24 protein-coding genes and 1 pseudogene are annotated in these 24,771 nt (G+C 66.6%); 8 read left to right on the forward strand and 17 right to left on the reverse strand.

Features of this window, described 5'->3' with window-relative positions; genetic code table 11:
• Positions 1-32: 32 nt before the first annotated feature.
• The 3 genes from KUV49_RS11965 to KUV49_RS11975 all read right to left on the reverse strand — a co-directional run bounded on the left by KUV49_RS11965 (position 33) and on the right by KUV49_RS11975 (position 1,339).
• On the reverse strand, positions 33-614 hold the full coding sequence (locus KUV49_RS11965) for an exopolysaccharide biosynthesis protein (protein ID WP_222450142.1): 582 nt from the start codon (positions 612-614) through the stop codon (positions 33-35).
• 211 nt (positions 615-825) lie between these two features.
• Positions 826-981, reverse strand: a complete 156-nt coding sequence (locus tag KUV49_RS11970) for a hypothetical protein (protein ID WP_222450143.1) — start codon at positions 979-981, stop codon at positions 826-828.
• Positions 974-1,339, reverse strand: coding sequence for a hypothetical protein (locus KUV49_RS11975; protein WP_222450144.1), 366 nt, complete (start codon positions 1,337-1,339; stop codon positions 974-976). Before KUV49_RS11975 ends, KUV49_RS11970 begins: the two co-directional genes overlap by 8 nt.
• Before the next feature lie 231 nt (positions 1,340-1,570).
• Here KUV49_RS11975 and KUV49_RS11980 point away from each other — a divergent pair, with 231 nt between their 5' ends.
• Together KUV49_RS11980 and KUV49_RS11985 are read left to right on the forward strand one after the other, a co-directional pair.
• Positions 1,571-1,840 carry a hypothetical protein gene (locus tag KUV49_RS11980; protein ID WP_222450145.1) on the forward strand — a complete coding sequence of 90 codons (270 nt, stop codon included), beginning with the start codon at positions 1,571-1,573 and terminating at the stop codon, positions 1,838-1,840.
• On the forward strand, positions 1,837-3,198 hold the full coding sequence (locus tag KUV49_RS11985; RefSeq protein ID WP_222450146.1) for an APC family permease: 1,362 nt from the start codon (positions 1,837-1,839) through the stop codon (positions 3,196-3,198). The genes KUV49_RS11980 and KUV49_RS11985 overlap by 4 nt, the downstream gene beginning before the upstream one ends.
• A gap of 30 nt (positions 3,199-3,228) precedes the next feature.
• On the opposite strand, the gene KUV49_RS11990 is transcribed toward KUV49_RS11985, so the two are convergent.
• The 10 genes from KUV49_RS11990 to KUV49_RS12035 form a co-directional block, all read right to left on the reverse strand.
• On the reverse strand, positions 3,229-4,542 hold the full coding sequence (locus tag KUV49_RS11990) for a cytochrome c (RefSeq protein ID WP_222450147.1): 1,314 nt from the start codon (positions 4,540-4,542) through the stop codon (positions 3,229-3,231).
• A gap of 12 nt (positions 4,543-4,554) precedes the next feature.
• Positions 4,555-6,324, reverse strand: a complete 1,770-nt coding sequence (locus tag KUV49_RS11995) for a GMC family oxidoreductase (RefSeq protein WP_222450148.1) — start codon at positions 6,322-6,324, stop codon at positions 4,555-4,557.
• A gap of 3 nt (positions 6,325-6,327) precedes the next feature.
• Positions 6,328-7,023: a gluconate 2-dehydrogenase subunit 3 family protein gene (locus KUV49_RS12000; protein WP_222450149.1), complete on the reverse strand. Its 696-nt coding sequence runs from the start codon at positions 7,021-7,023 to the stop codon at positions 6,328-6,330.
• A gap of 239 nt (positions 7,024-7,262) precedes the next feature.
• Complete coding sequence (locus KUV49_RS12005; protein ID WP_222450150.1) at positions 7,263-7,607, reverse strand: cytochrome o ubiquinol/quinol oxidase subunit IV; 345 nt, start codon at positions 7,605-7,607, stop codon at positions 7,263-7,265.
• Positions 7,604-8,236 carry a cytochrome c oxidase subunit 3 gene (locus tag KUV49_RS12010; RefSeq protein WP_222450151.1) on the reverse strand — a complete coding sequence of 211 codons (633 nt, stop codon included), beginning with the start codon at positions 8,234-8,236 and terminating at the stop codon, positions 7,604-7,606. The genes KUV49_RS12005 and KUV49_RS12010 overlap by 4 nt, the downstream gene beginning before the upstream one ends.
• Positions 8,233-10,317 carry a cbb3-type cytochrome c oxidase subunit I gene (locus KUV49_RS12015; protein ID WP_222450152.1) on the reverse strand — a complete coding sequence of 695 codons (2,085 nt, stop codon included), beginning with the start codon at positions 10,315-10,317 and terminating at the stop codon, positions 8,233-8,235. Before KUV49_RS12015 ends, KUV49_RS12010 begins: the two co-directional genes overlap by 4 nt.
• Positions 10,310-11,038: a cytochrome c oxidase subunit II gene (locus KUV49_RS12020; RefSeq protein ID WP_222450153.1), complete on the reverse strand. Its 729-nt coding sequence runs from the start codon at positions 11,036-11,038 to the stop codon at positions 10,310-10,312. The genes KUV49_RS12015 and KUV49_RS12020 overlap by 8 nt, the downstream gene beginning before the upstream one ends.
• A 236-nt stretch (positions 11,039-11,274) precedes the next feature.
• Positions 11,275-11,475 (reverse strand): hypothetical protein, encoded by a 201-nt coding sequence (locus KUV49_RS12025; protein ID WP_222450154.1) that lies wholly within the window; start codon positions 11,473-11,475, stop codon positions 11,275-11,277.
• A gap of 112 nt (positions 11,476-11,587) precedes the next feature.
• On the reverse strand, positions 11,588-14,071 hold the full coding sequence (gene ctaD / locus KUV49_RS12030; protein ID WP_222450155.1) for a cytochrome c oxidase subunit I: 2,484 nt from the start codon (positions 14,069-14,071) through the stop codon (positions 11,588-11,590).
• A complete protein-coding gene (locus KUV49_RS12035) occupies positions 14,071-14,712 on the reverse strand; it encodes a cytochrome B (protein ID WP_315899506.1) in 642 nt (213 codons plus the stop codon). Before KUV49_RS12035 ends, ctaD begins: the two co-directional genes overlap by 1 nt.
• A 42-nt stretch (positions 14,713-14,754) precedes the next feature.
• Between KUV49_RS12035 and KUV49_RS12040 the strand changes: the two genes are divergently transcribed.
• Positions 14,755-15,273, forward strand: coding sequence for a DUF2231 domain-containing protein (locus KUV49_RS12040; protein ID WP_222450157.1), 519 nt, complete (start codon positions 14,755-14,757; stop codon positions 15,271-15,273).
• Here the strand turns inward: KUV49_RS12040 and KUV49_RS12045 are convergent.
• Positions 15,243-15,758: a CopD family protein gene (locus KUV49_RS12045; protein WP_222450158.1), complete on the reverse strand. Its 516-nt coding sequence runs from the start codon at positions 15,756-15,758 to the stop codon at positions 15,243-15,245. The genes KUV49_RS12040 and KUV49_RS12045 overlap by 31 nt on opposite strands.
• Positions 15,755-16,309 carry a cytochrome c oxidase assembly protein gene (locus KUV49_RS12050; protein WP_261391179.1) on the reverse strand — a complete coding sequence of 185 codons (555 nt, stop codon included), beginning with the start codon at positions 16,307-16,309 and terminating at the stop codon, positions 15,755-15,757. Before KUV49_RS12050 ends, KUV49_RS12045 begins: the two co-directional genes overlap by 4 nt.
• 354 nt (positions 16,310-16,663) lie before the next feature.
• Here KUV49_RS12050 and KUV49_RS12055 point away from each other — a divergent pair, with 354 nt between their 5' ends.
• The 3 genes from KUV49_RS12055 to KUV49_RS12065 all read left to right on the forward strand — a co-directional run bounded on the left by KUV49_RS12055 (position 16,664) and on the right by KUV49_RS12065 (position 20,942).
• On the forward strand, positions 16,664-17,491 hold the full coding sequence (locus KUV49_RS12055) for a Ku protein (protein WP_222450159.1): 828 nt from the start codon (positions 16,664-16,666) through the stop codon (positions 17,489-17,491).
• Entirely contained in the window at positions 17,488-19,932 is a 2,445-nt protein-coding gene (ligD, locus tag KUV49_RS12060; RefSeq protein ID WP_222450160.1) for a DNA ligase D, read from the forward strand. Before KUV49_RS12055 ends, ligD begins: the two co-directional genes overlap by 4 nt.
• 188 nt (positions 19,933-20,120) lie before the next feature.
• The gene (locus tag KUV49_RS12065; RefSeq protein ID WP_222450161.1) at positions 20,121-20,942 is read left to right on the forward strand and encodes a DUF305 domain-containing protein; all 822 of its coding nucleotides are present in this window, start codon (positions 20,121-20,123) and stop codon (positions 20,940-20,942) included.
• A 116-nt stretch (positions 20,943-21,058) separates the two neighbouring features.
• On the opposite strand, the gene KUV49_RS12070 is transcribed toward KUV49_RS12065, so the two are convergent.
• Entirely contained in the window at positions 21,059-21,787 is a 729-nt protein-coding gene (locus KUV49_RS12070) for a superoxide dismutase family protein (RefSeq protein WP_315901772.1), read from the reverse strand.
• A gap of 35 nt (positions 21,788-21,822) precedes the next feature.
• Positions 21,823-22,680 carry an SDR family oxidoreductase gene (locus tag KUV49_RS12075; RefSeq protein ID WP_222450983.1) on the reverse strand — a complete coding sequence of 286 codons (858 nt, stop codon included), beginning with the start codon at positions 22,678-22,680 and terminating at the stop codon, positions 21,823-21,825.
• A 147-nt stretch (positions 22,681-22,827) separates the two neighbouring features.
• Between KUV49_RS12075 and KUV49_RS21725 the strand changes: the two are divergent.
• Together KUV49_RS21725 and KUV49_RS12085 are read left to right on the forward strand one after the other, a co-directional pair.
• Positions 22,828-23,353: pseudogene (locus KUV49_RS21725) on the forward strand (DUF421 domain-containing protein).
• A gap of 200 nt (positions 23,354-23,553) precedes the next feature.
• Positions 23,554-24,720, forward strand: coding sequence for an RsmB/NOP family class I SAM-dependent RNA methyltransferase (locus tag KUV49_RS12085; RefSeq protein WP_222450163.1), 1,167 nt, complete (start codon positions 23,554-23,556; stop codon positions 24,718-24,720).
• Positions 24,721-24,771 lie beyond the last annotated feature (51 nt).

Consider the following 24,771-nt stretch of genomic DNA (forward strand, 5'->3'; position numbering starts at 1 on the left):
CGGTGGCAAAAGCCGAATTGCCCGCTCTGGTGTCAGACCCAGTAATAGATCGCCAGGGGCAATATCGACAGCAGGCCCAGCGAAACAAGTGCCAGCACGCCGTCGCGAGTCAACAGGCTGGCGGCGAAGAGCGCGATGACGGCCGAAGCGATGGAGCCGGACGTGGGCACGATCTCCATGAACGGCATGAACAACGTGAGCGCCATCACGAGAGTCAGTGGCAGCCACATCCAGGGACGGTGAAACAGCCAGGTCAGTCGCGGTTTCAGGAAACGCTCGACAAGGCGGACGGGCCGCCGCAGGCAGCGGATGCCCTTGCAGAGCTTCGCGGTCGACAGCCTTCGGCGGGTGATGAAACCCGGCAGCCAGACGCTCTTTCGCCCCACCATCATCGGCGCCACGAGGATGAAGACCAGCGCCGCCACCACGGCGGTGATCCCGGGGATGGTGCTGGCCGGCGAGGTGGAGACCAGCGAGAAGGCCAGCATCAGCGCGGCGAAGGAAGAGTGACCAAGGGTATCGACCACGTCCTCGACCGAAATCTCCTCACCCGAAACGGAGCGCTCGAGCTTGTCGAGAACATCGCTCAGTGCATGGGGCGCGGGGTGGGTCATGTCGGTTTCTCCGCCATCCCGAGTGTGACCGACAGGACGATGCCATCGAGGCAGACTGTGCGGCGGCGATTCCGGGCAGCGGGGTGATGGCGCGCGGCAGCAGCACGCCATCGGCCCGCCGGGACAATCGCGTGCCCCAGAGCCAGACGACCATCGCCGGCCCCGGGCAGAGCGCCGCGCCGGCTGCGGGCGGCAGGCTTGCGGACCCTGCTCATACCACCACGCGCGACCAGCCGCCGTAGCTGCGGCGGAGAGGTCCGCGCGGCAGGCTGACGGCCATCAATGCCAGCCCGGCGGCGATGCCGGCGCCGCTCCAGAGCCAAGTGGCGTCCATCACCGGCCGATCCGCCGCGTTCCAATCACGCAAGGATGAAAGCGATTGCCGCGGCCGCCAGTGCCAGAAGCCCGGCGACGACCCACCGGGCGCGCCACCGGGAACCGTCGCCTTGCCTATCCTCCGGTCCCGGCTTGCGGTCGGCGCTTGGCGATCGGGTCGCTTCCTGTTGCATGGCCGTCGACACCTGTGCCGCGCTCGGCGGAGTTCCCGCCGCTTCGTCGTCCGTGCCCAGCGGCGCAGCGGCGGGGTCCTGGAATGCAACCTTGTCGCTGCCCGCGCCGCGGTCGATCCGATCGCGCAGGCGTGCCGCTCCGGCTGCGCCAGAGCGCTCGCCGGGCGTGGAAATGTCGCCGTGCTTTCGATCCGTGGGGTCGGTTTCGGCGTTCATTTGAACCTCTTTCGAGCACACTGGGGATGAATTCGACCAACAGATGCGCGCGGATAATGTTCCGAGGGGTCCTCGCGGCAAGGGAGCGTTTCTCTGCTCGAAAAGGGTCCCGGCCTCGCCCTGGTCGGAGTCCGGATGGATTGAGCGGAAAGACGCCGCATCGGGGCAGGGCGCGCGCTGCCGGGAACTGCTGCGATCACAGGCGGTTACCCTTTCAGGAGGAACCGGGTGATGACGCAGGAAAACAGCCGTCAATTGCGAACGCGGAATGGAGATTGGATTTCCCCGCAAGAGTTGCAAGAGGTTCTCGCCGAAGAGGGATATTCCTGGAGCGAAAGGATGAACTTCCTGAACTCGGTCCTGACCGACCTGGCGGCAGAGAGCGCCGAGCATGGCGCACCCGACAACAAGGCCGCGGCATTGCTCGCAGAGGTTCGGCGCATTCTGGAAGATGAGCAGGACAAGTATGGGCGGCGGCCGATGGCGGAGGATTTGCCGTGAGCGATGACGCGGCCAAGGACGCCGCGCAAGGGTCGGGTGACGAAAACGGCAAGCTCAAGCGTGCGATCGGCCCCGGCCTGCTTCTTTTGTTTATCGTGGGCGACGTCCTTGGGACGGGTATCTACGCCCTGACCGGGAAAGTCGCCGAAGAGGTGGGGGGCATCGTCTGGCTGCCCTTCCTTGTCGCCTTTGTCGTCGCGACGCTGACGGCCTGCAGTTACCTGGAACTCGTCACGAAATATCCCAAGGCCGCCGGGGCGGCGCTTTACACGGAAAAGGCCTTTGGAATCCATTTTGTCACCTTCCTGGTAGCCTTCGCGGTCATGTCTTCTGGCCTGACATCCTCGTCCACCGCCGCCCGTGCCTTTGCCGAGAATTTTTCGACCGGGTTCGGTCTGGAGCTTGGAGCCTGGGCGGTGACCCTGATCGGCCTGGCTTTTGTCGGCGCGGTTGCGCTGATCAACATGCGCGGCGTCGGAGAAAGCGTGATGGTCAACGCGGTCTTCACCTGCATCGAACTGACCGGGCTGATCATCATCGTGGTCATCGGCATGATGGTGTTCGGCAACGGCGAGGCCGACATCGGCAAGGCCTTCGAATTCGGAGACAACGAGGACGGCGTCTTCTGGCCGGTGATCGCAGGCACCACGCTGGCCTTCTTTGCCATGGTCGGTTTCGAGGATTCCGTGAACATGGCCGAGGAGACCAAGGAGCCGAGCCGCATCTTTCCAAAGATGCTGTTGGGCGGGCTGGCCATCGCGGCGATTCTTTACCTCGTGGTGTCGATTGTCGCGATCTCGATCGTTCCGATCGACGAGCTGGCCGAGGGTGACACGCCGCTTCTGAAGGTCGTGGAAGCGGGCGCCCCGGGCTTTCCGCCGTGGATCTTCGGCCTGATCACGATGATCGCGGTGGGGAATTCCGCGCTGATCAACCTGCTCATGGCCAGTCGACTCGTCTACGGGATGAGCGAGGAAGGGGTGCTGCCTGCCGTTCTGGGCAAAGTGAACCGGGCGCGGCAGACGCCGGTGACGGCGATCATCTTCACGACGCTGCTGGCGGCGGGGCTGATCACCTTCGTGGGCGCGGTGCCGGAACTGGGCGGCACGACGGCGCTTTTGTTGCTGGGTGTCTTTACCATCGTCAACATTGCGGTGCTGGTGCTCAAGCGCGACAAGGTCGATCACGAGCATTTCCGCACGCCGGTCTGGGTGGCCGTGGCCGGCGCGGCGACATGCGCCTTCCTTGTCGGCCCATGGACGGGCCGCGACCCGGCGCAATATCTCATCGCTGCGGTGCTGATCGGGATCGGCGTGGTGCTTTGGGTGGTGACGCGGTTGTGGATGCGCAAGGAATAGGCCCTGCGCATCCAGTCGGGCGGTTGCAGGTCACTCGACCTTGGCGTCCGCGTCGCCGCGCAGGTCGGCGATATCGTCCGCACTGACGCGCGCGGCGTCGTTTGACCAGCCCTGCCGGACGAAACTGGCCAGTTCCGCCGCCTCCTCGTCCGTCAGCCGGTCTGCAAATCCGGGCATCCGCAGGCTGTAGGGACGCTTGGGCGTCGAGGGCAGTTCCGACCCGTTCAGGATCATCGAGATCAGGCCCGTCGGGCTTTCCGCCGTGACCAGCGCATTGCCGTCGAGTTCGGGAAAGACCTCGTCGGCGCCGCGCCCGTCGGCGAAATGGCAGGCGTTGCAATTGTCGATGTAGAGCCGGGCCCCCAGAGGCATGTCCGGGTCGGCCGAGGCGATCAGGGCCTCGGTCCCGGTCCTGTCGCCGGGGCGGTCCGGTGCGGTGCCGCCGTCGTTCAGCCCCACGAGGAAGGCCGACATGGCGGCAAGGTCGTCTTCGCTCATGAACTGGGTGGAATCCCGGATGACCAGCTGCATCTCGCCGTTGACCGCCGCATGGGCGTTGCGCCCGGTCGAGAAGATGGCGACCAGGTCCTCCCGGCTCCACCCGGCTATGGCGCTGCCGGGGCCGCGCAGGGCGGGGGCCGTCCAGCCCGCGATCTCGCCCCCGGTGAGGAAGGCCTCGTCCGAGGCATCGACGGCCGCCTCGGCCATGATGGCGTTGCGCGGTGTGTGGCAGGCGCCGCAATGGCCGGGGCCTTCGAGGATGTATTCGCCGCGCGCCAGAACCGGATCGTCGGCATCCGCCCGGAATCCCGGCTCGTCGAGGGCCAGCCATTTCCAGCCCCTGAGAGTCCAGCGCTGATCGAAGGGGAAGGGAAGGTCCGCTTCCCGCGTGTCGTTGCGGATCGGCTCCACCTCGTCGGTGAAGTAATGGTAGAGCGCGCGCACGTCCTCTTCGGTCAGCTTGCGGTAATTCTCGTAGGGCATGGCGGGATAGAGATGGGTGCCGTCGGGGCGGACGCCGTCATAGAGCGCGGCGCGGAAGGCGTCGAGGCTCCATCCGCCGATCCCGGTTTCGTCGTCGGGCGTGATGTTCGAGGAATAGATCGTGCCGAGCGGGCTTTCGATGGCGCGCCCGCCGGCGAACATCTCGCCGTCCGGCGCCGTGTGGCAGGCGGCGCAATCGGCGAGGCGCATGGCGTATTCGCCCTGGCCCTTTTCGGGGCGCCAATCGGCCGGCATCTCGGACTGGGCCGGCGTGCGCTGGACCGGGATCGCGATGAAGGCCACGAGAGCGACGGCCGCCAGAACGATCAGTCCGAGCATGATCTTGAGAAAGGTTTTCATCACATGTCCTCCTCAGACCAGCGGGCCGGGGTTCGGCAGGTAATCCTCGCGGATCGCCCGTGCCGCCCAGTAGGCCAGCGCGCCCACCGCGCCGGTCGGATTGTACTGGATGTTCTGCGGGAAGGCGCCCGCGCCCAGCACGAAGACATTGTGCTGGCCCCATGCCTGAAGGTAGCGGTTCACGGCCGACGCGTTCGGATCCGTGCCCATGATCGACCCGCCGACGTTGTGGGTGGTCTGGTAGGGCCGGATGTCATAGCGCGCCCCTTCGTCCTTGAAGCTGGACTGCCAGCTGTCGGGGGTCATCGACTGTGCGATCTCCTCGATCTTTCCTTTCATGAATTGTGTCATGCGGATGTCGTTCGGTTTCCAGTCGAAGGTCATCCGCATCAGTGGGCGTCCGTGCCGGTCGGTATAGGTCGGGTCGAGGTCGAGATGGCAGTCGCGATAGGCAAGGCAGGACCCGTGCGAGCCGATGCTCATCGAGTGGCCGTACCATTCGCCGATGCCCTGTTTCCATCCGGCGCCCCATTCCGGCGTGCCTTCGGGCAGCGCAATGCCGCGGATCGGCTGGCCGTTCGTGTTTCCCGCCGTGATATAGCTGCCGCCGATGAACCCCTCGGCGCCAAAGTCGATCTGGTTGATGGCGAAATCGTCGATCGACATGCCCACCGACCCGGCCCCGGCGAAGGGGTTGAACTCGACATCCTTGAAGAACAGGGTCGTGCCGCCGGTCATCTGGTAGGAATAGTTCTTGCCCGTCACGCCCTCGCCGGTCTGGGGGTCATAGGGCTCGCCGATGCCCGACAGCAGCATCAGGTGGACATTGTGCAGCTGGTAGGCGGCCAGGATCACCAGGTCCGCGGGTTGCGTGACCTCTTCCTGCGCTTCCTCGTCCCAGTAGGTGACGCCGGTGGCCGTCTGCCCGTCGGCGGCCATATCGACGCGCAGCACCTCGGAATTCACCCGGTAGGAGAAGTTCGGATAGCGTTTCAGGGCGTCGAGGATACAGGTCTGCGGCGAGGACTTGGAATAGTTGAGACAGCCGTAGCGTTCGCAAAAGCCGCAGAAATTGCAGGGGCCAAGCTGCATTCCGTATTCGTTTGTCCAGGCCTCCGACGCGTTGGCGGCCGGGCGCGGGAAAGGGTGATACCCCATGGCGCGCGCGGCCTCGGCGAACATCTTGGCATCGACGGTCTGTTGCAGCGGGGGCAGGGGGTAATCGCGCGAGCGCGGCGCCTCGAACGGGTTTCCGCCCTCGATGATCTCGCCGTTGATGTTGCCGGCCTGCCCGGAAATCCCGGCCATGTACTCGAAGCGGTCGAAATAGGGTTCCAGCTCCTCCGCCGTCACGCCCCAATCCTGGATCGTCATGTCCTCGGGGATGGCATCGGCGCCGAACTCCTCCTCGACATAGGAGCGCAGGCGATACTCGTTCTCCATTGGGCGCCATGTCTGGCCGTTCCAGTGGATGCCCGCGCCGCCCACGCCGTCACCGGGCAGAAACGACCCGAGGCGGCGCATCGGCTGGGCCACCTCGTCGTCGGTGCGGCGGACGGTGATGGTGGAATTCTTCGGCTTCTGCATGAAGCCGAAGCGGATACCGTATTCCAGCTCATCAATGACGTTCGGATACTTGAAATCGGGCACGGTCGCGCGGTCGGGGCCGCGTTCCAGCGCAAGGATGTCGAGGCCTTCCTGAGCCAGCTCGATCCCCATGATCGCGCCGGTCCAGCCCAGCCCCACGATGACGACGTCCTTCTTCGGGTCTGTCCGGGCCATGGGTCAGGCCCTCTCGCCGGCGATGTCGACGGGGCCAAGCGGATAGGCCTCGTCGCGCCCGGCCCATTCATGGAAGTTCGCCCGCGCGCCGGGGAACCCGATATAGACCCAGGCCTGCATCCCGGCGTTGCCGCCGTGGCGGGGATCGGCGAAATAGCCCTCCTTGGTGTTCTGCAGAAGCAGCGTCCAGAACTCGCGCAGCTCGGGCCTGAGCCCGACCTCGTCATCGGCCAGGGCCTGAAGCGCTGCGTCCTGCGCGTCGGTTTCCAGTTCCGAAAACGCCGCTCCCTGTTCGGCGCGGCACCATTCGTCGAAGGCGGCGATGCCCTCGCGGTAGATCCCGGCCGGTGCAAGTGGCGATTGCGGGCCGAGATTGGCGTCGGCCTCGGGCGCGAAGGGTTCCTCCATGTAAAGGTCGCTGGCCGCGCCGAAATCTCCGGCAAGCTGGTGGTCGATGAAGACCGGCACGCGGGTTTCCTGCGCGCCGGGGCCGTCGCCGTCGGAGGGAATGATACGTGCCGTCGCGGCCATGACGAAGGCCCATTCACCGGGCGTGAGGAAGACGGATTCATATTCTTCGAGGGGCGGCAATTCTTGTTGCTGCGCCAGCGCCGCGTCGCTGAGGGCGGAAAGCGCGGCGGCTGCGGCCGATCCGCCGAGAAACGCGCGTCGGGATGTTTTAAGGAATTCAGGTGTCATTTCGGCTTGCTCCGGTCTGGCGTGCTGTCTGTGTCGGTGTCACGGGATCGACAGCGGCGGAGCACGTTCACCGTGGCAGGGCCGGAGGGCGGGACGGAGGCGCACGAGATGTATTATCGGATTACTCCCTCACGGCCTCAACCGGCAGGCTGGCGCTTGAGTTCCACGCTGGGCCGAAAAGGAAGCGGAGTCGGCCATTTCGGATCAGGTCGGGCCGGTCAGGAGCCTGAGCCCAGGCCTCACATCATCCGCGACCACTGGTCGAACAGGATCCAGGTCGTGCCACCGACCATCAGGAGAATGATGAGCGTGGTGAAGAGGATCAGCATCAGGTCGTCGCGGTGCGATCTCCACAGGTCGATGTGAAGGAAGAAGCGGAAATGCGCGGCGATCTGCGCCAGTGCCAGAACGGATACGGTGATGAGCGTGGTGGTCCGCTCGACCCCCCCGAAGGCGACCACGGCAAAGGACATGAGGGTCAGCAGAAGCGTCGATGCCGCGCCGAGCAGATACCGGCGCAGTTCTTCCTTTCTGCCGAGATCCTCGCTCTCGGCAAGTTTGTATTTGCGCTTGTCCTCGGTCATTGGAGCGCCCCGAACAGGTAGACGAAGGTGAAGATCGCGACCCAGACCACGTCGAGCATGTGCCAGTAGAGGCCAAGCCGCAGGAGCCGCAGCTTGACCGGGGAGTCGAGGCCCCAGGCCGCCGTCTGCATCGCCAGCACGGCCATCCAGATGAGCCCGCAGGCGACGTGCAGCCAGTGCGTGCCGGTGAGCAGGAAGTAGATCGACAGGAAGCCGCTGCGCTGGGGCGGGGCGTTCTCGGTCACTGCGAGGCGGTGGAAATCCAGCGCTTCCAGGGCCAGAAAGACGAGCCCGAGAAGCGCGGTTGCCGCCAGCCAGATCGCCAGTCCGCGCAGGTCGGATCGGTATTTCACATGCAGCATCGCCAGTCCCACGGTGAGGCTCGAGGCGAGCAGCGCCAATGTCTGGATCAGCGGCAACTTCAGGTCGAACAGCTCGCCCGGCCCAGGCCCCTCTGCCACCCCATGCACCGACATGGAGCCATAGGTTGCCAACAGCAGCGCGAAGAGAACGAGGTCGGCCATGAGGAAGACCCAGAACCCGAAGATGGTGGTCTCGGCCCGCGAATGACGGGCGGGGTCGGTTCCGTGGAGGTTGAGGCCGGGGTGGAGCACCTTGTTCTCGCTCATGGCGCGGGCGCCTCGGCCAGGCCGCGGTTCTCGGGGGTGGATTCGCGTTCGCGCGGCACCGGGGCGGTGTGACGCAGGGTTTCGAGCCAGTCGCGATGGGCGCGCTCGATCTCGGCGGCGGGGATGGTGCGCGTCGTCTCGCGCTGAAAACTGCGCGCGATCCAGGCGGCAAGTGCCGTCAGCGCGCCGGCGCCGGCGAGCCACCAGATCTGCCAGACGATGGCGAAGCCGGACAGGAAGAGCGCAGCGCCGATCGCTGCGGGAATGGCGGTGGGGCGCGGCATGTCGATATCCTCGAACCTGTCGGGCATCTGGTGGGCGTCACCAACGCGCTTGGCTTCGAGAAAGGCGTCGCGGCAGGAGATTTCGGGCTGCACCGGAAAATTCCATTCCGGCGTGGGGGCGGGCAGGGCCCATTCCAGGCTGCGCCCGTCCCATGGATCGCCCGCGGGCACCGCCAGCGCCGACCGGCGGCGGACGCTGCGCGCGATCTGGACGATGAGCGCGATGAAGCCTCCGGCGATCATCAGGGCGCCGAGGAGTGCCACGGCGAGCCAGGGCGAAAAGGCGGTCTCCTGCCACATCGAACTGCGCCGCGGGGCCCCCATCAGCCCCATTGCGTAAAGCGGCATGAAGGCGAGGTGGAAGCCGGCGAAGAATAGCGCGAAGGCGAAGATGCCCCAGCGTTCCTCCAGCCGGAACCCGAAGGCGAGGGGGAACCAGAACTGCAGCCCCGCGATCATTCCGAACAGCAGGCCCGGGATGAGCATGTTGTGGAAATGCGCTACCAGGAACAGGGAATTGTGCACGGCGAAATCCACCGTCGGATTGGCCAGGATCACGCCGGTCACCCCGCCGATCACGAAGGACGCCAGGAAGCCGGTGGCGAACAGCATCGGCGCCGTGAAGCGGATGCGCCCGCGCCACATGGTCAGCAGCCAGTCATAGACCTTGACCCCGGTGGGGATGCCGATCGCCATGGTGGCGATGCCGAAGACCGCGTTGAGCTGCGCGCTCTGCCCCATGGTGAAGAAGTGGTGCAGCCAGACGGTGAAGGACAGCACCGCGATGCACATGGTCGCGTAGACCATGGAGCGGTAGCCGTAGAGTGCCTTGCCCGAGAAGGTCGTGATCACCTCGGACCAGACCCCGAAGGCGGGCAGGATCAGGATGTAGACCTCGGGGTGACCGAACAGCCAGAACAGGTTGGCGTAGTTCATCAGGTTGCCGCCCGCGTCCACGGTGAAGAAGTGAAAGCCGAAGTGCCGGTCGAGCCAGAGCATCAGCGTGGCCAGCGTCAGCGGCGTCATCGAGAAGACCATCAGGATCGAGGTGCAGAGCGCCGTCCAGCAGAACAGCGGCATCCGCATAAGGTGCATCCCCGGCGCGCGCTCCTTGTAGAGGGTCACGGCAAAGTTGATGCCGGTCAGCGTGGAGCCGACCGAGGCAAGGGTGATCGCCCAGATCCAGTAATCGACGCCGGGACCCGGGCTGAGGTCGATGCCGGTGAAGGGCGGGTAGCCGCTCCAGCCGCCGGTGGAGAACCTTCCGATCACCAGCGAGGTCATGACCAGCGCGGCCCCGGCTGCGGTCAGCATCAGGCTGACGGCGTTCATGAACGGAAAGCTCATGTCCCGCGCGCCGATCTGGATCGGCATGACGTAGTTTATGAGCCCCGTCAGGAAGGGCATCGCCATGAAGAAGATCATGATCGAGCCGTGGGTCGAGAAGAGCTGCCCGAAATGCTCGCCGGAGAGAAACCCCGGATCGCCCACCGCCACCGCCTGCTGGCTGCGCATCACCACCGCCTCGGCCAGGGCACGGGCAAACATCACCAGCGCCAGCACGATGTACATGATGCCGATCTTCTTGTGATCGAGGCTTGTCAGCCAGTCGCGCCAGAGCGGCCGCCACCAGCCCTTGACGGTCAGCAGCACGAGCATGGCCAGGAACCCGGCCACGGCAACGCCGCCTGCCGTGGCGGCGACAGCCGCGCTGGATGTGCCTTGGCGCCAGGCATCGACGAAGACGATGACGCCCCAGTCGAGCAGGCCGAGAAGGGGGTGCGCAGGCTCAGCCATCGTCAGCCGGCGCCTTACCCGCCTTCAGCCGTTTCACGGTCTCGCCGAACGGATCGCCCTCGACGCGGCCGAAGGCCATGGGCGCATCCAGCACGCCGGGTTCGGCCAGCCTGGCGAGCGTTCCCGCATCGAGCGGCGGCGCTGCCTGGGCGGTGGCGAGCCAAGCGTCGAAGGCGGCGGGCGCCACCGCTTCGGCCACGAAATGCTGACGCGCGAACTGCGCCCCGTTGTATTGCGTGTTCAACCCCGCGAACTGTCCCTCGGCATCGGCCCGCAGGTTGAACCGCGACGCCATGCCCGGCATCGCGTAGATCTGCCCACCCAGCCGGGGCACCGAAAAGGCCTGCAGCGCCGTCCCGCTGGTCAGCCGCAGCTCGACAGGCCGCCCCACGGGCAGCACCAGCCGATCGGCAGACGCGACACCGGCGTCGCGGTAAACGAACAGCCATTTCCAGTCATAGGCGATGGCGTCGATCCGAAGCACCTCGCCCGACCCGACGGCGCGGTAAGGGTCCATCGAGACCGTCTGGCGCCAGAGATTCCACCCCAACACGCACACCACGACGACGGGCAGGCCCCAGAGCAGAACCTCCATCGGCCACGAGAACGACCATCTGGACGAGTAGCGGCCCCGCCCGCCAATTCGGTAGCGCCAGGCAATGAGCGGCAAGGCCAGGAACACCGGCACGATGACCGGGAGCATCCAGAGAATGATCGTCATCAGGTGGTCGCGTTGTCGCGCTGTCACCTCTCCGGCGGGGTGGAGGACCCCCGCCTCGATGCATCCGGACAGGAGGGCAATGCCGGCGAAGCCGGCGAGGCGGCCGAATAGGCCCCATCTTCCATATGCCCGCCGCCCTGGGGTCGTCATCCCTGCACCTGCCTGCACTTTCTCTGCCGGTCCCGGCCTTCGCTTCCTGAGGGTGTGACGCGATCCGACAAAGTCAAAGCTGCACCTCAACTGCATGTCGTGATGGTCACGACCGGCAGAAGCGTCCAGATCGTGGCGACCAGACCCGTCCAGCCCCCGGCGCGGCTGACGAAGCGGACCAGGTCGGATGACGGGTGCGGCCAGGCGTAATGCGCCGCCAGAAGCGCCAGTTGCGCCAGGATCGCCAGGGCAAAGCCTGCGCCCAGCAGCAGGCCGGGCAGCGCCACGCCGAACACCGTCCCCGTCAGGCCGTGGCCGCAGATCGATCCGTGCAGCCCGTAGACCGCGCTGAACGCGGCGAGCCAGGCCAGGGCGAGATCAGTATACGCAGGACATCCGTCATGGCAGGAACCCGGGCAGCTGCGCGGCCAGAAGGATCAGTGTTGCGATGCCGGCCAGGTAGTCGACCCAGAGGCCAACCACCGGAAAATCCGCCTGGCGCCGGGCCGAGATCAGCCCGGCCCGGACCTTGGCGGTCAGGACGGCGATCATCAGCGCGGCAAGACCCGCGTGGACCAGACCGTAGGCGCCCAGCACCGTCAGCGTCGCGCCGTAGGCGTGCCCGTCCGGGTCCGGCGCGCGCAGCATCATCGCCGCGCAGGCGATCCCGATGGCGCAGGCGGCGGCGAAGGACAGGCCAAGCGCGGCCAGCACGTTGGCGTCGCGGCGCACCCCCCGGATCGCCACCCGCATGGCCAAGGGTCCGGTGGCCGCGCCCGCCAGGCCGATGCCTACCTCCAGTCCCGAGGGGGTGAACCATTCAGGCGGCGGCCAGCCCGGGGCGACGGTCCAGAGAAAGGCGAACCCGAACAGGAGCGACCCGAAGAAGGTGGCGTTCGCCGTCAGCAGGAATACCGACCCCCACCAGCCCGGCCCGCGGTCGGTCGCGGCGGCGGGGGGCAATTCCAACCCGTGGCCGATGTCCTGCGCGGGCAGATCGTCGCGACGGCCCAGAGCCCAGACCCAGCGGCAGGCCAGCGCTGCCACACCGGCGAGGGCCAGGGGGGTCAGCCAGTAGAGCTTGAGCAGGAGCGACAGGAAGAACAGGCCGGCGACGGCCGACATCACGATCGGCAGGCGGGTGTTCGACGGGTAGATCACGTGGAAATCCGGTCGGCCCGAGGCGACCTCGACGGTCAGCGTCTCGCGGCAGCCCTGCCGGGGGCTGTCCAGGTAGCCTTCGCCGCGGGCCAGCCGCAGGGCGAGGTCCGGGTCCCGGGCCAGCGGCGCGCGGTCGGTGACCTGCGGCAGGCTGGCGAAGTTGTAGGGCGGAGGCGGGACCATCATGGCCCATTCCAGCGTGCCCGCCGTCCAGGGATCGCGCCGGCCCCGCACGGCCGTGATGGAATTGAGGATGATATCCAACAGGACCATCGCCAGACCGATCGCCAGCACGAAACTGTCGATGGAGGACACCAGGTTGATCGCGGTCCAGCCATCCTCGGGCGCATAGGTCGGGATGCGTCGGCGCTGGCCCAGGAGGCCGACCCAGTGCATTGCGAGGAAGGTCACGTGGAATCCGGCGAAAACCAGTGCGAAGGCGAATTCCCCCAGTCGGAAGAACCGCTTTCGCCCGGTGACATGCGGCAGCCAGTAGTAGATCCCGGCCAGCACCGGAAAGACGAAGCCGCCGAACAGGACATAATGCAGGTGCGCGGTGACGAAGGCGGTGTCACGCACCTGCCAGTCGAAGGGCACCACGGCGACCATGACGCCGGTCAGCACGCCGATCACGAAGGTCACGAAGAAGCCCAGGATGTGCAGCATCGGCATGTGCAGTTCGGGCCGGCCCCGCCACATCGTGCCGATCCACGCGAAGATCTGCACCGACGTGGGCGCCGCCACCAGCGTCGAGGCGGCCGAGAAGAAGGCCAGTCCCATGTGCGGGATGCCGGTGGTGAACATGTGGTGGACCCACAGCCCGAAGGACAGGAAGGCCAGCGCCACCGCCGCCGCGACGATCCAGCCGTAGCCCAGCAGCGTGGTGCGGCACATCACCGGCAGCACGGTCGAGATCACGCCCGCGGCGGGCAGGAAGATGATGTAGACCTCGGGGTGGCCGAACAGCCAGAACTGGTGCTGCCAGAGCAAGCTGTCACCGCCCAGTTCGGCCTGGAAGAACGGCAGGCCGAAGGCGCGCTCGACTTCCAGCAGCACCGAGCCGAGGATCAGCGGCGGAAACCCCGTCAGGATCATCAGCGCGGTCACCAGCGCATACCAGGCGAAGATCGGCATCCTGTCCAGGGACATGCCCGGCGCGCGGTATTTCAGGATCGAGACGGTGATCTCGACCGCCGCCCCGATGGCCGATATCTCGACGAAGGTGATGCCGATCAGCCAGAAATCGGTGTTGATCCCCGGCGAATGGAGCGCGCCGCTGAGCGGGGGATACATGAACCAGCCGCCGTCGGGGGCGATCCCCAGGAGCATCGACACCAGAAGCATCGTTCCGCCGAAGACGTAGCACCAGTAGCCATAGGCCGTGAGCCGCGGGAAGGCCAGGTCGCGGGTGCCCAGCATCTTGGGCAGCAGATAGACCGCCAGCCCCTCGAAGGTGGGGATGGCGAAGAGGAACATCATGATGGTCCCGTGCATAATGAAGATCTGGTTGTAGATCTCGGGCCCCGCGAAGGCCGAATGCGGCGTGGCCAGCTGGGCGCGGATCAGCATCGCCAGAAGCCCGCCGACGACGAAGAAGAAGAAGGCGGTGACAAGGAACATCCGCCCCAGGTCGGTATGGTTCACGGTCGAGAACCAGCCGCGAAAGCCCGGCTCGGACGCCCAGATGCGAGAGAGGGCGCGATGGCGTCGGAGTGCGTTCATTAAGGTTCACCTGCAAGGAAAGCCGTCCAGGCAGCCGCGTCATGCGCGGTGACGGTGAAGGTCAGGTCGCCGTAGCCGGGGCCGCTGAATTCGGCGCTGAGGCCCCGGTAGGTGCCCGGCGCGTCGGCCTCGATCCGCAGGATGTTCACATGGCCGGGGATCGCATCGAGCTTGCCGGCAAGCCGGGGCACCCAGAACGAATGGATCACGTCTTTGGTCGTGATCGCCACGTCGAGCGGCCGCCCGGCGGGAATGTGCAGCACCGCGCTGGTCGTCCGGTCGGCTGCGTCGGGATAGGCGAACACCCAGCCGTCGCGGCTGACGGTCGCGGCGACCTCGACGACCTCGTCGCTGGCGCGGGGCAGCAAGCGTTCACCGATCACCAGGCCGTAGGCCAGCAGCGCGGCAAGCACGGTCATCGGAAAGGCCAGGCCAAGGCCGATCACCCAGGTGCGAATGCCGTGCCTTTCGCTGCCCGGTCCACCGCGGCGGAGAAAGGGCAGGGCCGTCAGCACCATCACCAAGGCGAAGATCAGCGTCGCCCCGGCCAGCAGCACCCACCACAGGGTCGCGATTTCGCGGGCGGCCGGACCGGCCGGATCGACGACGGACAGCGCCCCTTCGCAACCGGCAAGCGTCACAAGCGTTGCGGTCGCAATGACAGTACGACACAGTGGGGCGGCATGGCGACGGAACCGATGGTGAACGAGGAAGACGAGGAACTGATCGACCCGGTCAGCGAACGCCCCGGCTATGGCGAAACGGAATCGCAGATCGCGATCCTGGGCCATCCGATCCACGCGATGAGCGTGGCGTTCCCGGTCGCTCTGACCTTCTGCACCCTGGGGGCGGATGCGCTCTATTGGTGGACCGGCGACGCGTTCTGGGCGCGCGCGGCCTTGTGGGCCGCGGGCACCGGCTTTCTGTTCGGGATGGTCGCGGGGCTTTCCGGCACGGCCGAGCTGCTGTTCGTGCCGGGTATCCGTGCGCGGGCCCCGGCCTGGACGCATTTCATCATCGCGGTCACCTTGCTGGCCCTTCTGGGGGCCAACTGGGGTCAGCGACTCTACGGATATCAGGAGGCGGTGCTGCCCTACGGCATCCTGATGTCGGCACTTTGCGTCTGCGTGGTGGGCTTCACGGGATGGCATGGGGGCAAGCTCGCCTTCGATTACCGGCTGGGGACGTCCAAGGGCAACTGACCGCCCCGGGGTTCGGTCATCCATTCGGGAAAGCTGATCCAGTCCAGCGTCGGTTTCGCCAGAACAAGGGTGAGTATGAACAGGCAGGGCACCAGTGCGGCCGCGACGGGCAGCAGGCGGTGCGGCGGCCTGTGTCGGCCCGGCTTCTCGGCGACCTTCACCAGAACGTGGCCGATCCAGGCGTGGACGGCGACAAGGAGCGCGACGAAAGCGAGCTTGGCATAAAGCCACGGCACGAAGACCTCGCGCAGGAAGATCAGCCAGGTTCCCGCGATGACCGTCAGCACGGCGGCGGGGGTGACGATCATGGTGTAGGTCATATGGGTGGCGCGCCGGATGATGCGATAATCGTCGGCGACGACGGCAGGGTCATGGCGGGCCAGCATGAGCGGCAGTACCAGCAGTCCGCTGCACCACAGCGTCAGCCCGGCGACATGCAGCAGCTTGCGCAGCGGCACAGTCGAGAGAATCCAGTCGGGTGTCATGCCGGACCCGAGGACAGGTGCGACCAGGAGCGCCGGGCCACGACGATGGCGGCCGCCGCATAGGGAACGCCGGCCGGCACCCACATGATCAGCCCGCCCAGCTGCTGGTCCTGAAGCGGCGTGAGGCCCCAGAGGAACGGTGCCACGGCATGCGCCGCGTAAAGCGGCGCGGGGGCGAATGTCAGGATCGCGCCAAGCATGCCCATCTGCGCAAACCCCGCCACCACGAAGACCAGCCGGTCGACCGGCGCATCCTGGGTGGCGAAGAGGCCCCGCCAGAACCAGACGGCGCTGCCCAGGAGCGTCAGTTGCATCAGCCAGTGGACGGCCACGTTGGACAACGCCAGGTCATAGCTTGCCGGGACGTGCCATAGCCACAGGACCGCCGTCGAAACCGAAAAGGGCAGGGCCAGGCCGGGCCTGCCGCGCCCGCGCCAGGCCACCGCCAGAAGCGGCGCCGCCACCGCCACCAGAAGAACGTGATGCAGCACCCGCGCCGAAAACAGGGCAGAGGAAAGCGCACACAAGGGCGAAACGAACGCGACGAACATCCGCCAGCCCGGCAGGCTCGCGCGCGCCGCAGCAGCGCCATCAGCCCCAAGAGCGCGGCGAGAACCGCCGGATCGAGGTTCCAGCTTGCCCAAAGCTCCACAGGCGGCGGCGGTTGTCCGCAGTAGGTTCCTTGATCAGACCCCCCGGGCCTGTCCGTCGCTTCGTTGCGCGTGGCGGCAAGGTGGGCCTGCCGCACGACGTCCTTCCTGTCGAACCCAAACCCGCAATCCCACCGGATGTTTCCGCGGGGGCCGCCCGCGCCGCGCCCCGGAAAGGCCCGCGTTGAACTCCTGCGCCGGTTCGGGCGTTGACCCCCCGACGTTGCACCCCGCACGGCAGGAAAGGCAAGGATCATGGCATCACGCGCTCTCTGGACAGGACAGCTTCGCCTGTCGCTGGTGTCCATTCCGGTGGAAATCCATTCCGCCCGCAATTCCTCGTCGCGCGTGTCGTTCCGCCAGATCCACGAACCCTCGGGCAAGCCGGTGCGCTACCAGAAGACGGTTCAGGGGGTCGGCCCCGTCGAGAATGATGACATCATGAAGGGCTACGAGACCGACGACGGGGACTATATCCTGCTCGACAAGGACGAGATCGACGCGATCAAGCTGGAGACGAAGAAGACGCTGGAACTCGTCCAGTTCGTCGAGACTTCGGAAATCGCGCCCATCTGGTTCGACCGGCCCTATTACGTCGTGCCCTCCGACGAGCTTGCGGAAGATGCCTATCGCGTGGTCCGCGATGCCCTGCGACAGACGAAGAAGGCGGGTCTCGGTCAGCTGACCATGCGCGGCAAGGAATACCTGTGCGCGATCCGCCCCTGCGGCGACGGGCTGTTGATGGAGACGCTGCATTACGAGGCGGACATCCGCGACGCCGACCCGCTGTTTTCCGGGATCGAGGACGACGCCTCGGACGAGGAACTGCTCGAGGTCGCCACCCAGCTGATCGACAAGAAGACCGCGCCCTTCGATGCTTCGGCTTTCGAGGATCACTACGCGGCGGCCCTGAAGGACCTGATCGCCGCCAAGATGAAATCGAAGAAGACGCCCCGCGCCAAGGCCGCCGATGACGGTGGCGGCGCCGAGGCGGAAAACGTGGTCGACCTGATGGATGCGCTGAAGAAGAGCCTGAAGCAGAGCAAGGGCGGCAAGTCCACCCGCCGCAAGAAGGCCTCGTGAGGTCCCTGGACGCATATCGCGAGAAGCGGGATTTCGACGTCACGCCGGAACCCTGCGCCGAGCTTGTCGACGCCGGCGGCGAGCGCCTGTCCTTCGTTGTCCAGAAACACGACGCCAGCCGCCTGCATTACGACTTTCGCCTCGAACTGGGCGGTGTGCTGCTGTCCTGGGCCGTCACCAAGGGCCCTTCGACCGATCCGTCGCAGAAGCGCCTTGCGGTGCGCACCGAGGACCACCCGGTGTCCTATGGCGGTTTCGAGGGCACCATCCCAAAAGAGGAATACGGCGGCGGCACCGTCATGCTGTGGGACAACGGCTGGTGGGAGCCGCTGCACGATCCCGAGGAGGGTCTGAAGGAAGGCAAGCTGCATTTCAGGCTGCACGGCGCGCGGATGAAAGGCGGCTGGGCGCTGGTGCGGATGCGCGGGAAAAAGGGCGAGAAACGCGAGAACTGGCTGCTGATCAAGGAACGCGATGATTTTGCCGGGCGCACCGCCGATGCGCTGACCAACAAGCACCGCACCTCGGTGACCACGGGAAGGGCGATGCGCGCCATTGCCGGGGGCAAACAAGCCGCCACGCCCGTGAAACACGCCAAGCCGCTGCCCCGCTTCCGCAAGGTTCAGCTTGCCACCCTGCGCGACGCCCCGCCCGACGGCGAGGGCTGGCAGCACGAGGCCAAGTTCGATGGCTATCGTTGCGTGATCGCCGTGGGCAAGGGCGGGGTGCGGCTTTATTCGCGCAACGGCAAGGACTGGTCGGACCGTTTCGGGGCGCTCTGCGAACCGGCGGCGGCGCTGGCCTGTGGCTCGGCCCTGATCGACGGGGAAGTGATCGCCGGGGCCGGGGGAGGGGACTTCTCGACGCTCCAGAAAGCACTGAAGGCGGGCGACCCGCTCACCTGCTACCTCTTCGACATCCTTGCCCTCGATGGCGGGGATCTGACCGGCAAGCCGCTGTCGCAACGGCGCGCGGCGCTGGAAGGGCTCATGGACGGGCAGCCGCCCCGCGGGCCGCTCCGGCTCAGCCCGGTGATCGAGGGCGATGGCGCCGCCGCGCTTGCCGCCATTTGCGAGGCCGGCGGCGAGGGCCTCATCTCCAAGCGCATCGACGCCCCCTATCGCGCCGGTCGCAGCAAGAGCTGGATCAAGTCCAAGTGCATCCGACGGGCCGAGTTCGTGGTCGCCGGATGGTCGCCCTCGGACAAGAAGGGCAGGCCGTTTTCCTCGCTGATCCTGGGGAGCTTTGAGGCGGGCACGCTGATCTACCGGGGTCGCGTCGGCACGGGGTTCGACGGCGACGACATGGCGGACCTGATGGCTGCCCTGAAGCCCCTTGGCCGCAAGACCCCCCCGTTTGACGAAGACCTGCCCGACGAGGCAGCGGGCGCCCGCTGGGTCACGCCAAGGCTGGTCGTCGAGGCGGATTATGCCGAGTTCACCAGCGAAGGCCGGATACGCCACGGCGTCTACAAGGGCCTGCGCGAAGACAAGGAGGCCCGGGACGTGAGTGCCAGCGCCGAAGCGAAGAACGACAGCGGCGACGACGAGAAAACCATCGGCGGCGTCCGCGTCTCCAGCACCTCGCGTCGGGTCTATCCCGATGCGGGTCTGACCAAGGGCGAGGTTGCGGAACATTACGCCCGGGTGGCCGACCGGATGCTCGACGATGCCGCCGACCGCCCCCTGGCGCTGTTGCGCTGCCCAGATGGGATCGCGGGCGATTGCTTCTTCCAGAAACACGCCGGCAAGGGCTTTCCCGAGGGCGTCAAATCCATTCCCATCGAGGAAAAGGCCGGCGACAGGGCCGATTACATGTATGTCTCCGGCCCCGAGGGCCTCCTTGGCGCGGCGCAGATGGGCACGCTGGAATTCCACATCTGGGGCGCGCGCCGCGACCGGATCGAACGGCCCGACCGAATCGTGTTCGATCTCGATCCCGACGAGGGCCTCGGCTTTGCCAACGTGAAGGCGGCGGCTGAAGAGGTCCGCGAGGGCCTGAGCGCCTGCGGGCTGGACAGCGCGCCCATGGTCACGGGCGGCAAGGGGGTGCACGTGATCGTGCCGCTGCGCCGTATCAGCGAGTGGGAGACGGTGAAGACCTTCGCCAAGACCTTTGCCACCGTCCTCGCGGAGCGCCATCCGAAGCGATACACCGCCACCATGTCCAAGGCCAAACGCAAGGGGTGCGTTTTCATCGACTGGCTGCGCAACGAGCGCGGCGCCACCGCCATCGCCCCCTATTCCCTCCGCGCCCGTCCCGGTGCCGCGGTCGCGGTGCCTGTGACCTGGGCCGAGTTGCAGGACCTGAGCCGTCCCGACGGCTTCCATGTGGGCGATATGGCGGCCCGTCTGAAACGCCCGTGTCCGCTGCGGTCGGCCAAGGCGCGCGGCATCGGAACCGAGGTCGTGGAAGCGCTGGAAGACTGGTCTCGCGACTGAAAGCCCTCGAGCGGTAAGTACATGCGGGCCGTGCGATCCTGACCGCTCCGAGGAGCCGCGTCATGCACGCCTTGAGTTGATGCCGGTCCCGATCGAACGTCGAGCGGTCACGTGTCGACCGCTCGGTGCCCGTGCTGACACCCCCCGGGGCCTGCGTCGAGCCCGATATGCCAAGAATGGAGAGCCGCATGACCTACATCCGCTTCGCCCTGATGATTCTGACCTCGACACTCGTCATGTTCGTGCTGATGTATCTGAATACCTACGCATTCGAGCATGTTTTCTTCAGCGAAACCCGGCTCTGGATGGCCATCCTGATGGGGGCGACCATGGCGTTCGTCATGCTGGCTTTCATGGCGTCCATGTATCCCAGCCGCACCGTCAACATCAGCATTTTTGCAGGCAGCGTTGTCGTCTTCGGCCTGTCGCTGTGGCTGGTGCGCAGCCAGGCCACGGTTGACGGAGAAAGCTACATGCGGGCAATGATACCGCACCATTCCATCGCCATCATGACATCGGAACGGGCCGGGATCGAAGATGCCCGGGTGGAAAAGCTGGCGGCCAGCATCGCCGAGGCCCAGAAGAAGGAGATATCCGAGATGCGGGCCCTTGTCGCCGATCTGGATGCGGGCGAAGTTAAGCAGGAGGTCTTTGAAGATCCCGCCCCCCGGAACGGCACGCTGGACGACGCGCTGAACAACACGCTGCTGTCGGAACTCGATCTCGCCCCATTGCCGGCAGATGCCGGGCCTATGGGCGAGACCTGTCGTTTCCGTCGCACCCGCACCGAAGATCCCGTCATGCTTGTGACGGCCGACGGAAATGCAGCGACCGTCAGTTTGAACGGCGTCATCCTTTCGTTGAAGGGCAACGAGGACGGCACGGTCTTCACGACCGAGGGTCTGGACATCACCATCGACCCGGTGGATGCACCCCGTTTCGATACGCGGCTGACGTTCTCGATAACCCGGGGGCCGACCGTTTCGTATGGCGGCTTCTGGTCCTGCTAAGGCAGGCAGATCTTCGTCAGGATGTCGCGGCGAATTCCGAGCCGAAAGCGTGGTGCAATCGCCCCGATTGCGGCCACCCCGCGCCTTGAAGGACCGGCGCCGGGGTGGCCGGAGGGTCACTCGATGACGGCGCAGGCGATGCGCTCGCCGGCATCGCCCGATGGCTGACTTTCGTAGTCGTCGGGACCGCTGTGCAGCATCAGCGCACGGCCTGACAGATTGTCCTCTTCGCCGCCCAGTACCGCCTGATGATTGAGTACCTGGGCCTTCAGCGTGCCATCGCTGGACACATGCTGGTTGGGCATGTCACCAACATGAGGGCCGCCATCCGTGAAGAAGCCGTGATCGTTGCCCGAACTCGCGAGATGCCCGCCTGCGGACTTGAAACCGCCCTCGGCATCGCATTCCCCGGTCTCGTGGATGTGGAAGCCATGCCAGGTTTCCGGCGGCAGCTCGGCCAGGTCGAGCTCGATCAGCACGCCCGCAGGGGTGCCGGTGAGGGTGGCCGTCCCGATCTCCGTGCCTTCGGCGTTGATGAAACTCGTTTGCGCATCGGCGTCCTGCGCTTGGGCCTGTGCCACGTTGGCGAGGCCGAGCGACATGGCCGAGGCGAGCAGAAGTAGCCGGGCAGGGTGCACGTGTTGGGATGGATTGGTCATGGGAACCTCCTTGGTGTTGTCAGGGCGGCGGCCGTGGGGCCACCGCGTCGGGGTGCGACGGGCTGATTTTCCGGTCAGGTCGTCATTGGGTCGTGCGATGATGGTTTCCTCTGCTGATTGCCATTCGTCACCGACGTCGCATTGCCGGTCGATGGCGGTGTGACCGCCGGCAACGGTCAGCCCCACCTGGCCTGACCCGCCGGGGCCACGACAGCCATCGGTCAGATCATGGGAATGCCGCCGGTGACCTCCACCGTGGCACCGTTGGTGTAGCTTGAAAGCGGGTCGGCCAGCATGACGTAGGCGGTGGCGAGTTCGGCGGGCTGCGCGGGGCGGCTGATCGGCTTGTCCTCGCCGAAATGGGCCACCGACTCCTTCGGCAGCGTCGCCGGGATCAGCGGCGTCCAGACCGGGCCGGGCGCCACGCAGTTTGCGCGGATGCCGCGCGGGGCCAGCATCTGCGCCAGCCCCACGGTGAAGTTCTGGATCGCCCCCTTGGTCGCGGCATAGGCCAGCAGGCCGGGGTTGGGCTTGTCGGAGTTGATCGAGGCGGTATTGATGATCGCGCCGCCCTTTTCCATCACCGGGACGGCCGCCTTGCAGAGGTAGAACATCGAATGGATGTTGGTGCGGAAGGTCATCTCCCACTCCTCGTCCGGGATGTCCTCCAGCGTGTCGAAATGCATCTGGTGGGCGGCGTTGTTCACCAGGATGTCGAGCCGACCGAAGGCCTCGTGCGTGTCACGCACCAGCGCCCGGCAGTGATCGCCGCTCTGGATGTCGCCGGGCATGATATAGGCCCGCCGCCCGGCGTCTTCCACCAGGGCGCGTGTCGTATCCGCCTCGCAGTGCTCTTCCAGGTAGGAGATCATCACGTCGGCGCCTTCGCGTGCGTAGGCCAGCGCCACCGCGCGGCCGATGCCGCTGTCGCCGCCGGTCACGAGGGCGGCCATGCCTTCAAGCTTGCCGGACCCTGTGTAGCTGTCTTCGCCGTGATCGGGGCGCGGCTCCATCTGATCGGTATGGCCGGGCGTGCCCTGGGGCTGCTCGGGAAAGGGGGGCTCCGGATGGTTCATCAGGCTTCTCCGCGTTGGGGCTGGGGAGTCAACGGCCGCGATGTTCCAATGTTCCAGCCCCTTCCGGGTCTGCGTCCAAAAGGAAAACTGTCCCGGCGAGGAACGGGGGGGCAGGTAGACAGCACAAACGCGTCACCGATGGAGAACGTCATGGATTGGTTGGAAATGTTGTTTCAGGGGTGGCGCGGGATCCTGCGCACCGCGATCGTCGGCACTCTTGCCTATGCCGCGCTGGTCGTCGCGTTGCGGACGTCCGGCAGACGGACCCTCGCGAAACTCAACGCGTTCGACCTGGTGGTTACCGTGGCTCTCGGGTCGACCCTCGCCACCATCCTTCTCAGCAAGAACGTCGCAATGGCCGAGGGCGTGACGGCGCTGCTGTTGCTGATCGCATTGCAATACGGCGTGACGGCCCTGTCCGTGCGTTCGACCTCGTTCGCGCATCGTCCGTTCGGAGCCGACCTTGCTGCTGCGCGACGGCGAGATCCTGCCGCGCACGGTGAAGCGCGCCCTGGTCACCGAAGCGGAACTCGAGACGGTTGTGCGCACGGAAGGGCAGCGCGACCCAGAGACGGTTGCTGCCGTCATCCTGGAATCCGACGGCTCCTTTTCCGTCATCGCAGCGCCGGAGGCGGTCCGCCGCACCGGATCTGGCGGACTTCCCTCCGGCCTTTGACGCGTGTAGACCTGCGAAATGAGCATGATCGACCGATGTTCGCCGATGCGGCGGAGTGAAGATCGGTTAGCAAAACAAGGGCAGATCAGTGGAATGATACGGACGTGCACGACGTGCAGATCACCCGCGACAGCCCCAAGTCTCGCATTGGCTGATGCGGCGGTCCTCATTGGGCCGCGCGACAGGGCCCGGGGGATGACATGACCCCGGCGGCCCGGGTCCAGGCCGCGATCGAGGTGCTCGATGCCGTGGTCGGCGGGATGGCCGCCGAGCAGGCGCTGACCCGCTGGGCGCGCGGCGCGCGCTATGCCGGATCGAAAGACCGCGCGGCGGTGCGCGATCACGTCTTCTCGGTGCTGCGCCGCAGGCGGTCCTGCGCGGCCCTGGGCGGCGGCGAGAGCGGGCGGGCGCTGATGCTGGGCCTGCTGCGCGCGGCGGGTGAGGACAGCGATGCGGTCTTTTCCGGAGAGGGACATGCCCCCGCGCCGCTCGACCCCGCCGAGCGCGACGCGGGCCAAACGCCGACGCCGCAGGAGGCGCGCGATCTGCCGGACTGGCTGTGGAAGCGGTTCGAGACGAGCCTCGGCGGGGAGGCGGCGCAGGCAGCGGAGGCGCTGCGGCATCGCGCGCCGGTCTGCCTGCGGCTCAATCCGGGCCTGAAGACCGACGCCTATGTCATTGATATGCTGGAACAAGACGGCATCGGGCTGCGTCCGGTGTCGGATGTCGAGGGCGCTGTCCTGGTGACCGAGGGGGCGCGGCGGGTGACGCAGTCGCGGGCCTATCTCGACGGGCTTGTGGAAGTGCAGGACACCAGCAGCCAGGCGGCCATGGCCGCGCTGGATGTGCCCCCGGGCGCACGGGGGCTGGATTACTGCGCCGGCGGCGGCGGCAAGGTGCTGGCGCTGGCGGCCCGGATCGAAGGCGCGTGGTTTGCCCATGACGCCGCGCCGCGACGGATGCGCGACCTGCCGCCGCGCGCCGCGCGCGCCGGTGTGACGGTGACCCTGCTCGATGCGGGCGCGGTGAGGGGGGCGGCGCCCTTCGACCTCGTGCTGTGCGACGTGCCCTGTTCGGGCAGCGGCACATGGCGGCGCGCGCCCGAGGCGAAGTGGACCCTGACGCCCGAACGCCTGGCCGACTTGTGCCGGACCCAGCGGAGCATCCTGCAGGAGGCGCAGGCGCTGGTGCGGCCGGGCGGGATGCTGGCCTACACCACCTGTTCGGTGCTGGACGAGGAGAACGCGGGCCAGGTGGCCGCCTTTCTGGCCGAGTCTTCGGGGTGGGTGCAGGAGATCACCCGCCACTGGCCCGTGTCGGAGGTGGGAGACGGGTTTTTCCTGTCGGTCCTGCGCAAGCCGCAATAGCAGAGCCGACCCTGGCAATCGCAACCTAGACGTGTTCGCTGTTTCAGCGTT

Origin of the sequence: Roseovarius atlanticus, from assembly GCF_019802205.1 — a bacterium.
Taxonomy (GTDB): Bacteria; Pseudomonadota; Alphaproteobacteria; order Rhodobacterales; family Rhodobacteraceae; genus Roseovarius; species Roseovarius atlanticus_A.

Excerpts from the sequence above, each read along its gene's own strand:
- KUV49_RS11965 (WP_222450142.1), bottom strand. The coding sequence starts at position 614 with ATGACCCACCCCGCGCCCCATGCACTGAGCGATGTTCTCGACAAGCTC.
- KUV49_RS11975 (WP_222450144.1), bottom strand. The coding sequence starts at position 1,339 with ATGAACGCCGAAACCGACCCCACGGATCGAAAGCACGGCGACATTTCC.
- KUV49_RS11980 (WP_222450145.1), top strand. The coding sequence starts at position 1,571 with ATGACGCAGGAAAACAGCCGTCAATTGCGAACGCGGAATGGAGATTGG.
- KUV49_RS11990 (WP_222450147.1), bottom strand. The coding sequence starts at position 4,542 with ATGAAAACCTTTCTCAAGATCATGCTCGGACTGATCGTTCTGGCGGCC.
- KUV49_RS11995 (WP_222450148.1), bottom strand. The coding sequence starts at position 6,324 with ATGGCCCGGACAGACCCGAAGAAGGACGTCGTCATCGTGGGGCTGGGC.
- KUV49_RS12000 (WP_222450149.1), bottom strand. The coding sequence starts at position 7,023 with ATGACACCTGAATTCCTTAAAACATCCCGACGCGCGTTTCTCGGCGGA.
- KUV49_RS12005 (WP_222450150.1), bottom strand. The coding sequence starts at position 7,607 with ATGACCGAGGACAAGCGCAAATACAAACTTGCCGAGAGCGAGGATCTC.
- KUV49_RS12010 (WP_222450151.1), bottom strand. The coding sequence starts at position 8,236 with ATGAGCGAGAACAAGGTGCTCCACCCCGGCCTCAACCTCCACGGAACC.
- KUV49_RS12015 (WP_222450152.1), bottom strand. The coding sequence starts at position 10,317 with ATGGCTGAGCCTGCGCACCCCCTTCTCGGCCTGCTCGACTGGGGCGTC.
- KUV49_RS12020 (WP_222450153.1), bottom strand. The coding sequence starts at position 11,038 with ATGACGATCATTCTCTGGATGCTCCCGGTCATCGTGCCGGTGTTCCTG.
- ctaD (WP_222450155.1), bottom strand. The coding sequence starts at position 14,071 with ATGAACGCACTCCGACGCCATCGCGCCCTCTCTCGCATCTGGGCGTCC.
- KUV49_RS12040 (WP_222450157.1), top strand. The coding sequence starts at position 14,755 with ATGGCGACGGAACCGATGGTGAACGAGGAAGACGAGGAACTGATCGAC.
- KUV49_RS12045 (WP_222450158.1), bottom strand. The coding sequence starts at position 15,758 with ATGACACCCGACTGGATTCTCTCGACTGTGCCGCTGCGCAAGCTGCTG.
- KUV49_RS12050 (WP_261391179.1), bottom strand. The coding sequence starts at position 16,309 with ATGTTCGTCGCGTTCGTTTCGCCCTTGTGTGCGCTTTCCTCTGCCCTG.
- KUV49_RS12055 (WP_222450159.1), top strand. The coding sequence starts at position 16,664 with ATGGCATCACGCGCTCTCTGGACAGGACAGCTTCGCCTGTCGCTGGTG.
- KUV49_RS12065 (WP_222450161.1), top strand. The coding sequence starts at position 20,121 with ATGACCTACATCCGCTTCGCCCTGATGATTCTGACCTCGACACTCGTC.
- KUV49_RS12085 (WP_222450163.1), top strand. The coding sequence starts at position 23,554 with ATGACCCCGGCGGCCCGGGTCCAGGCCGCGATCGAGGTGCTCGATGCC.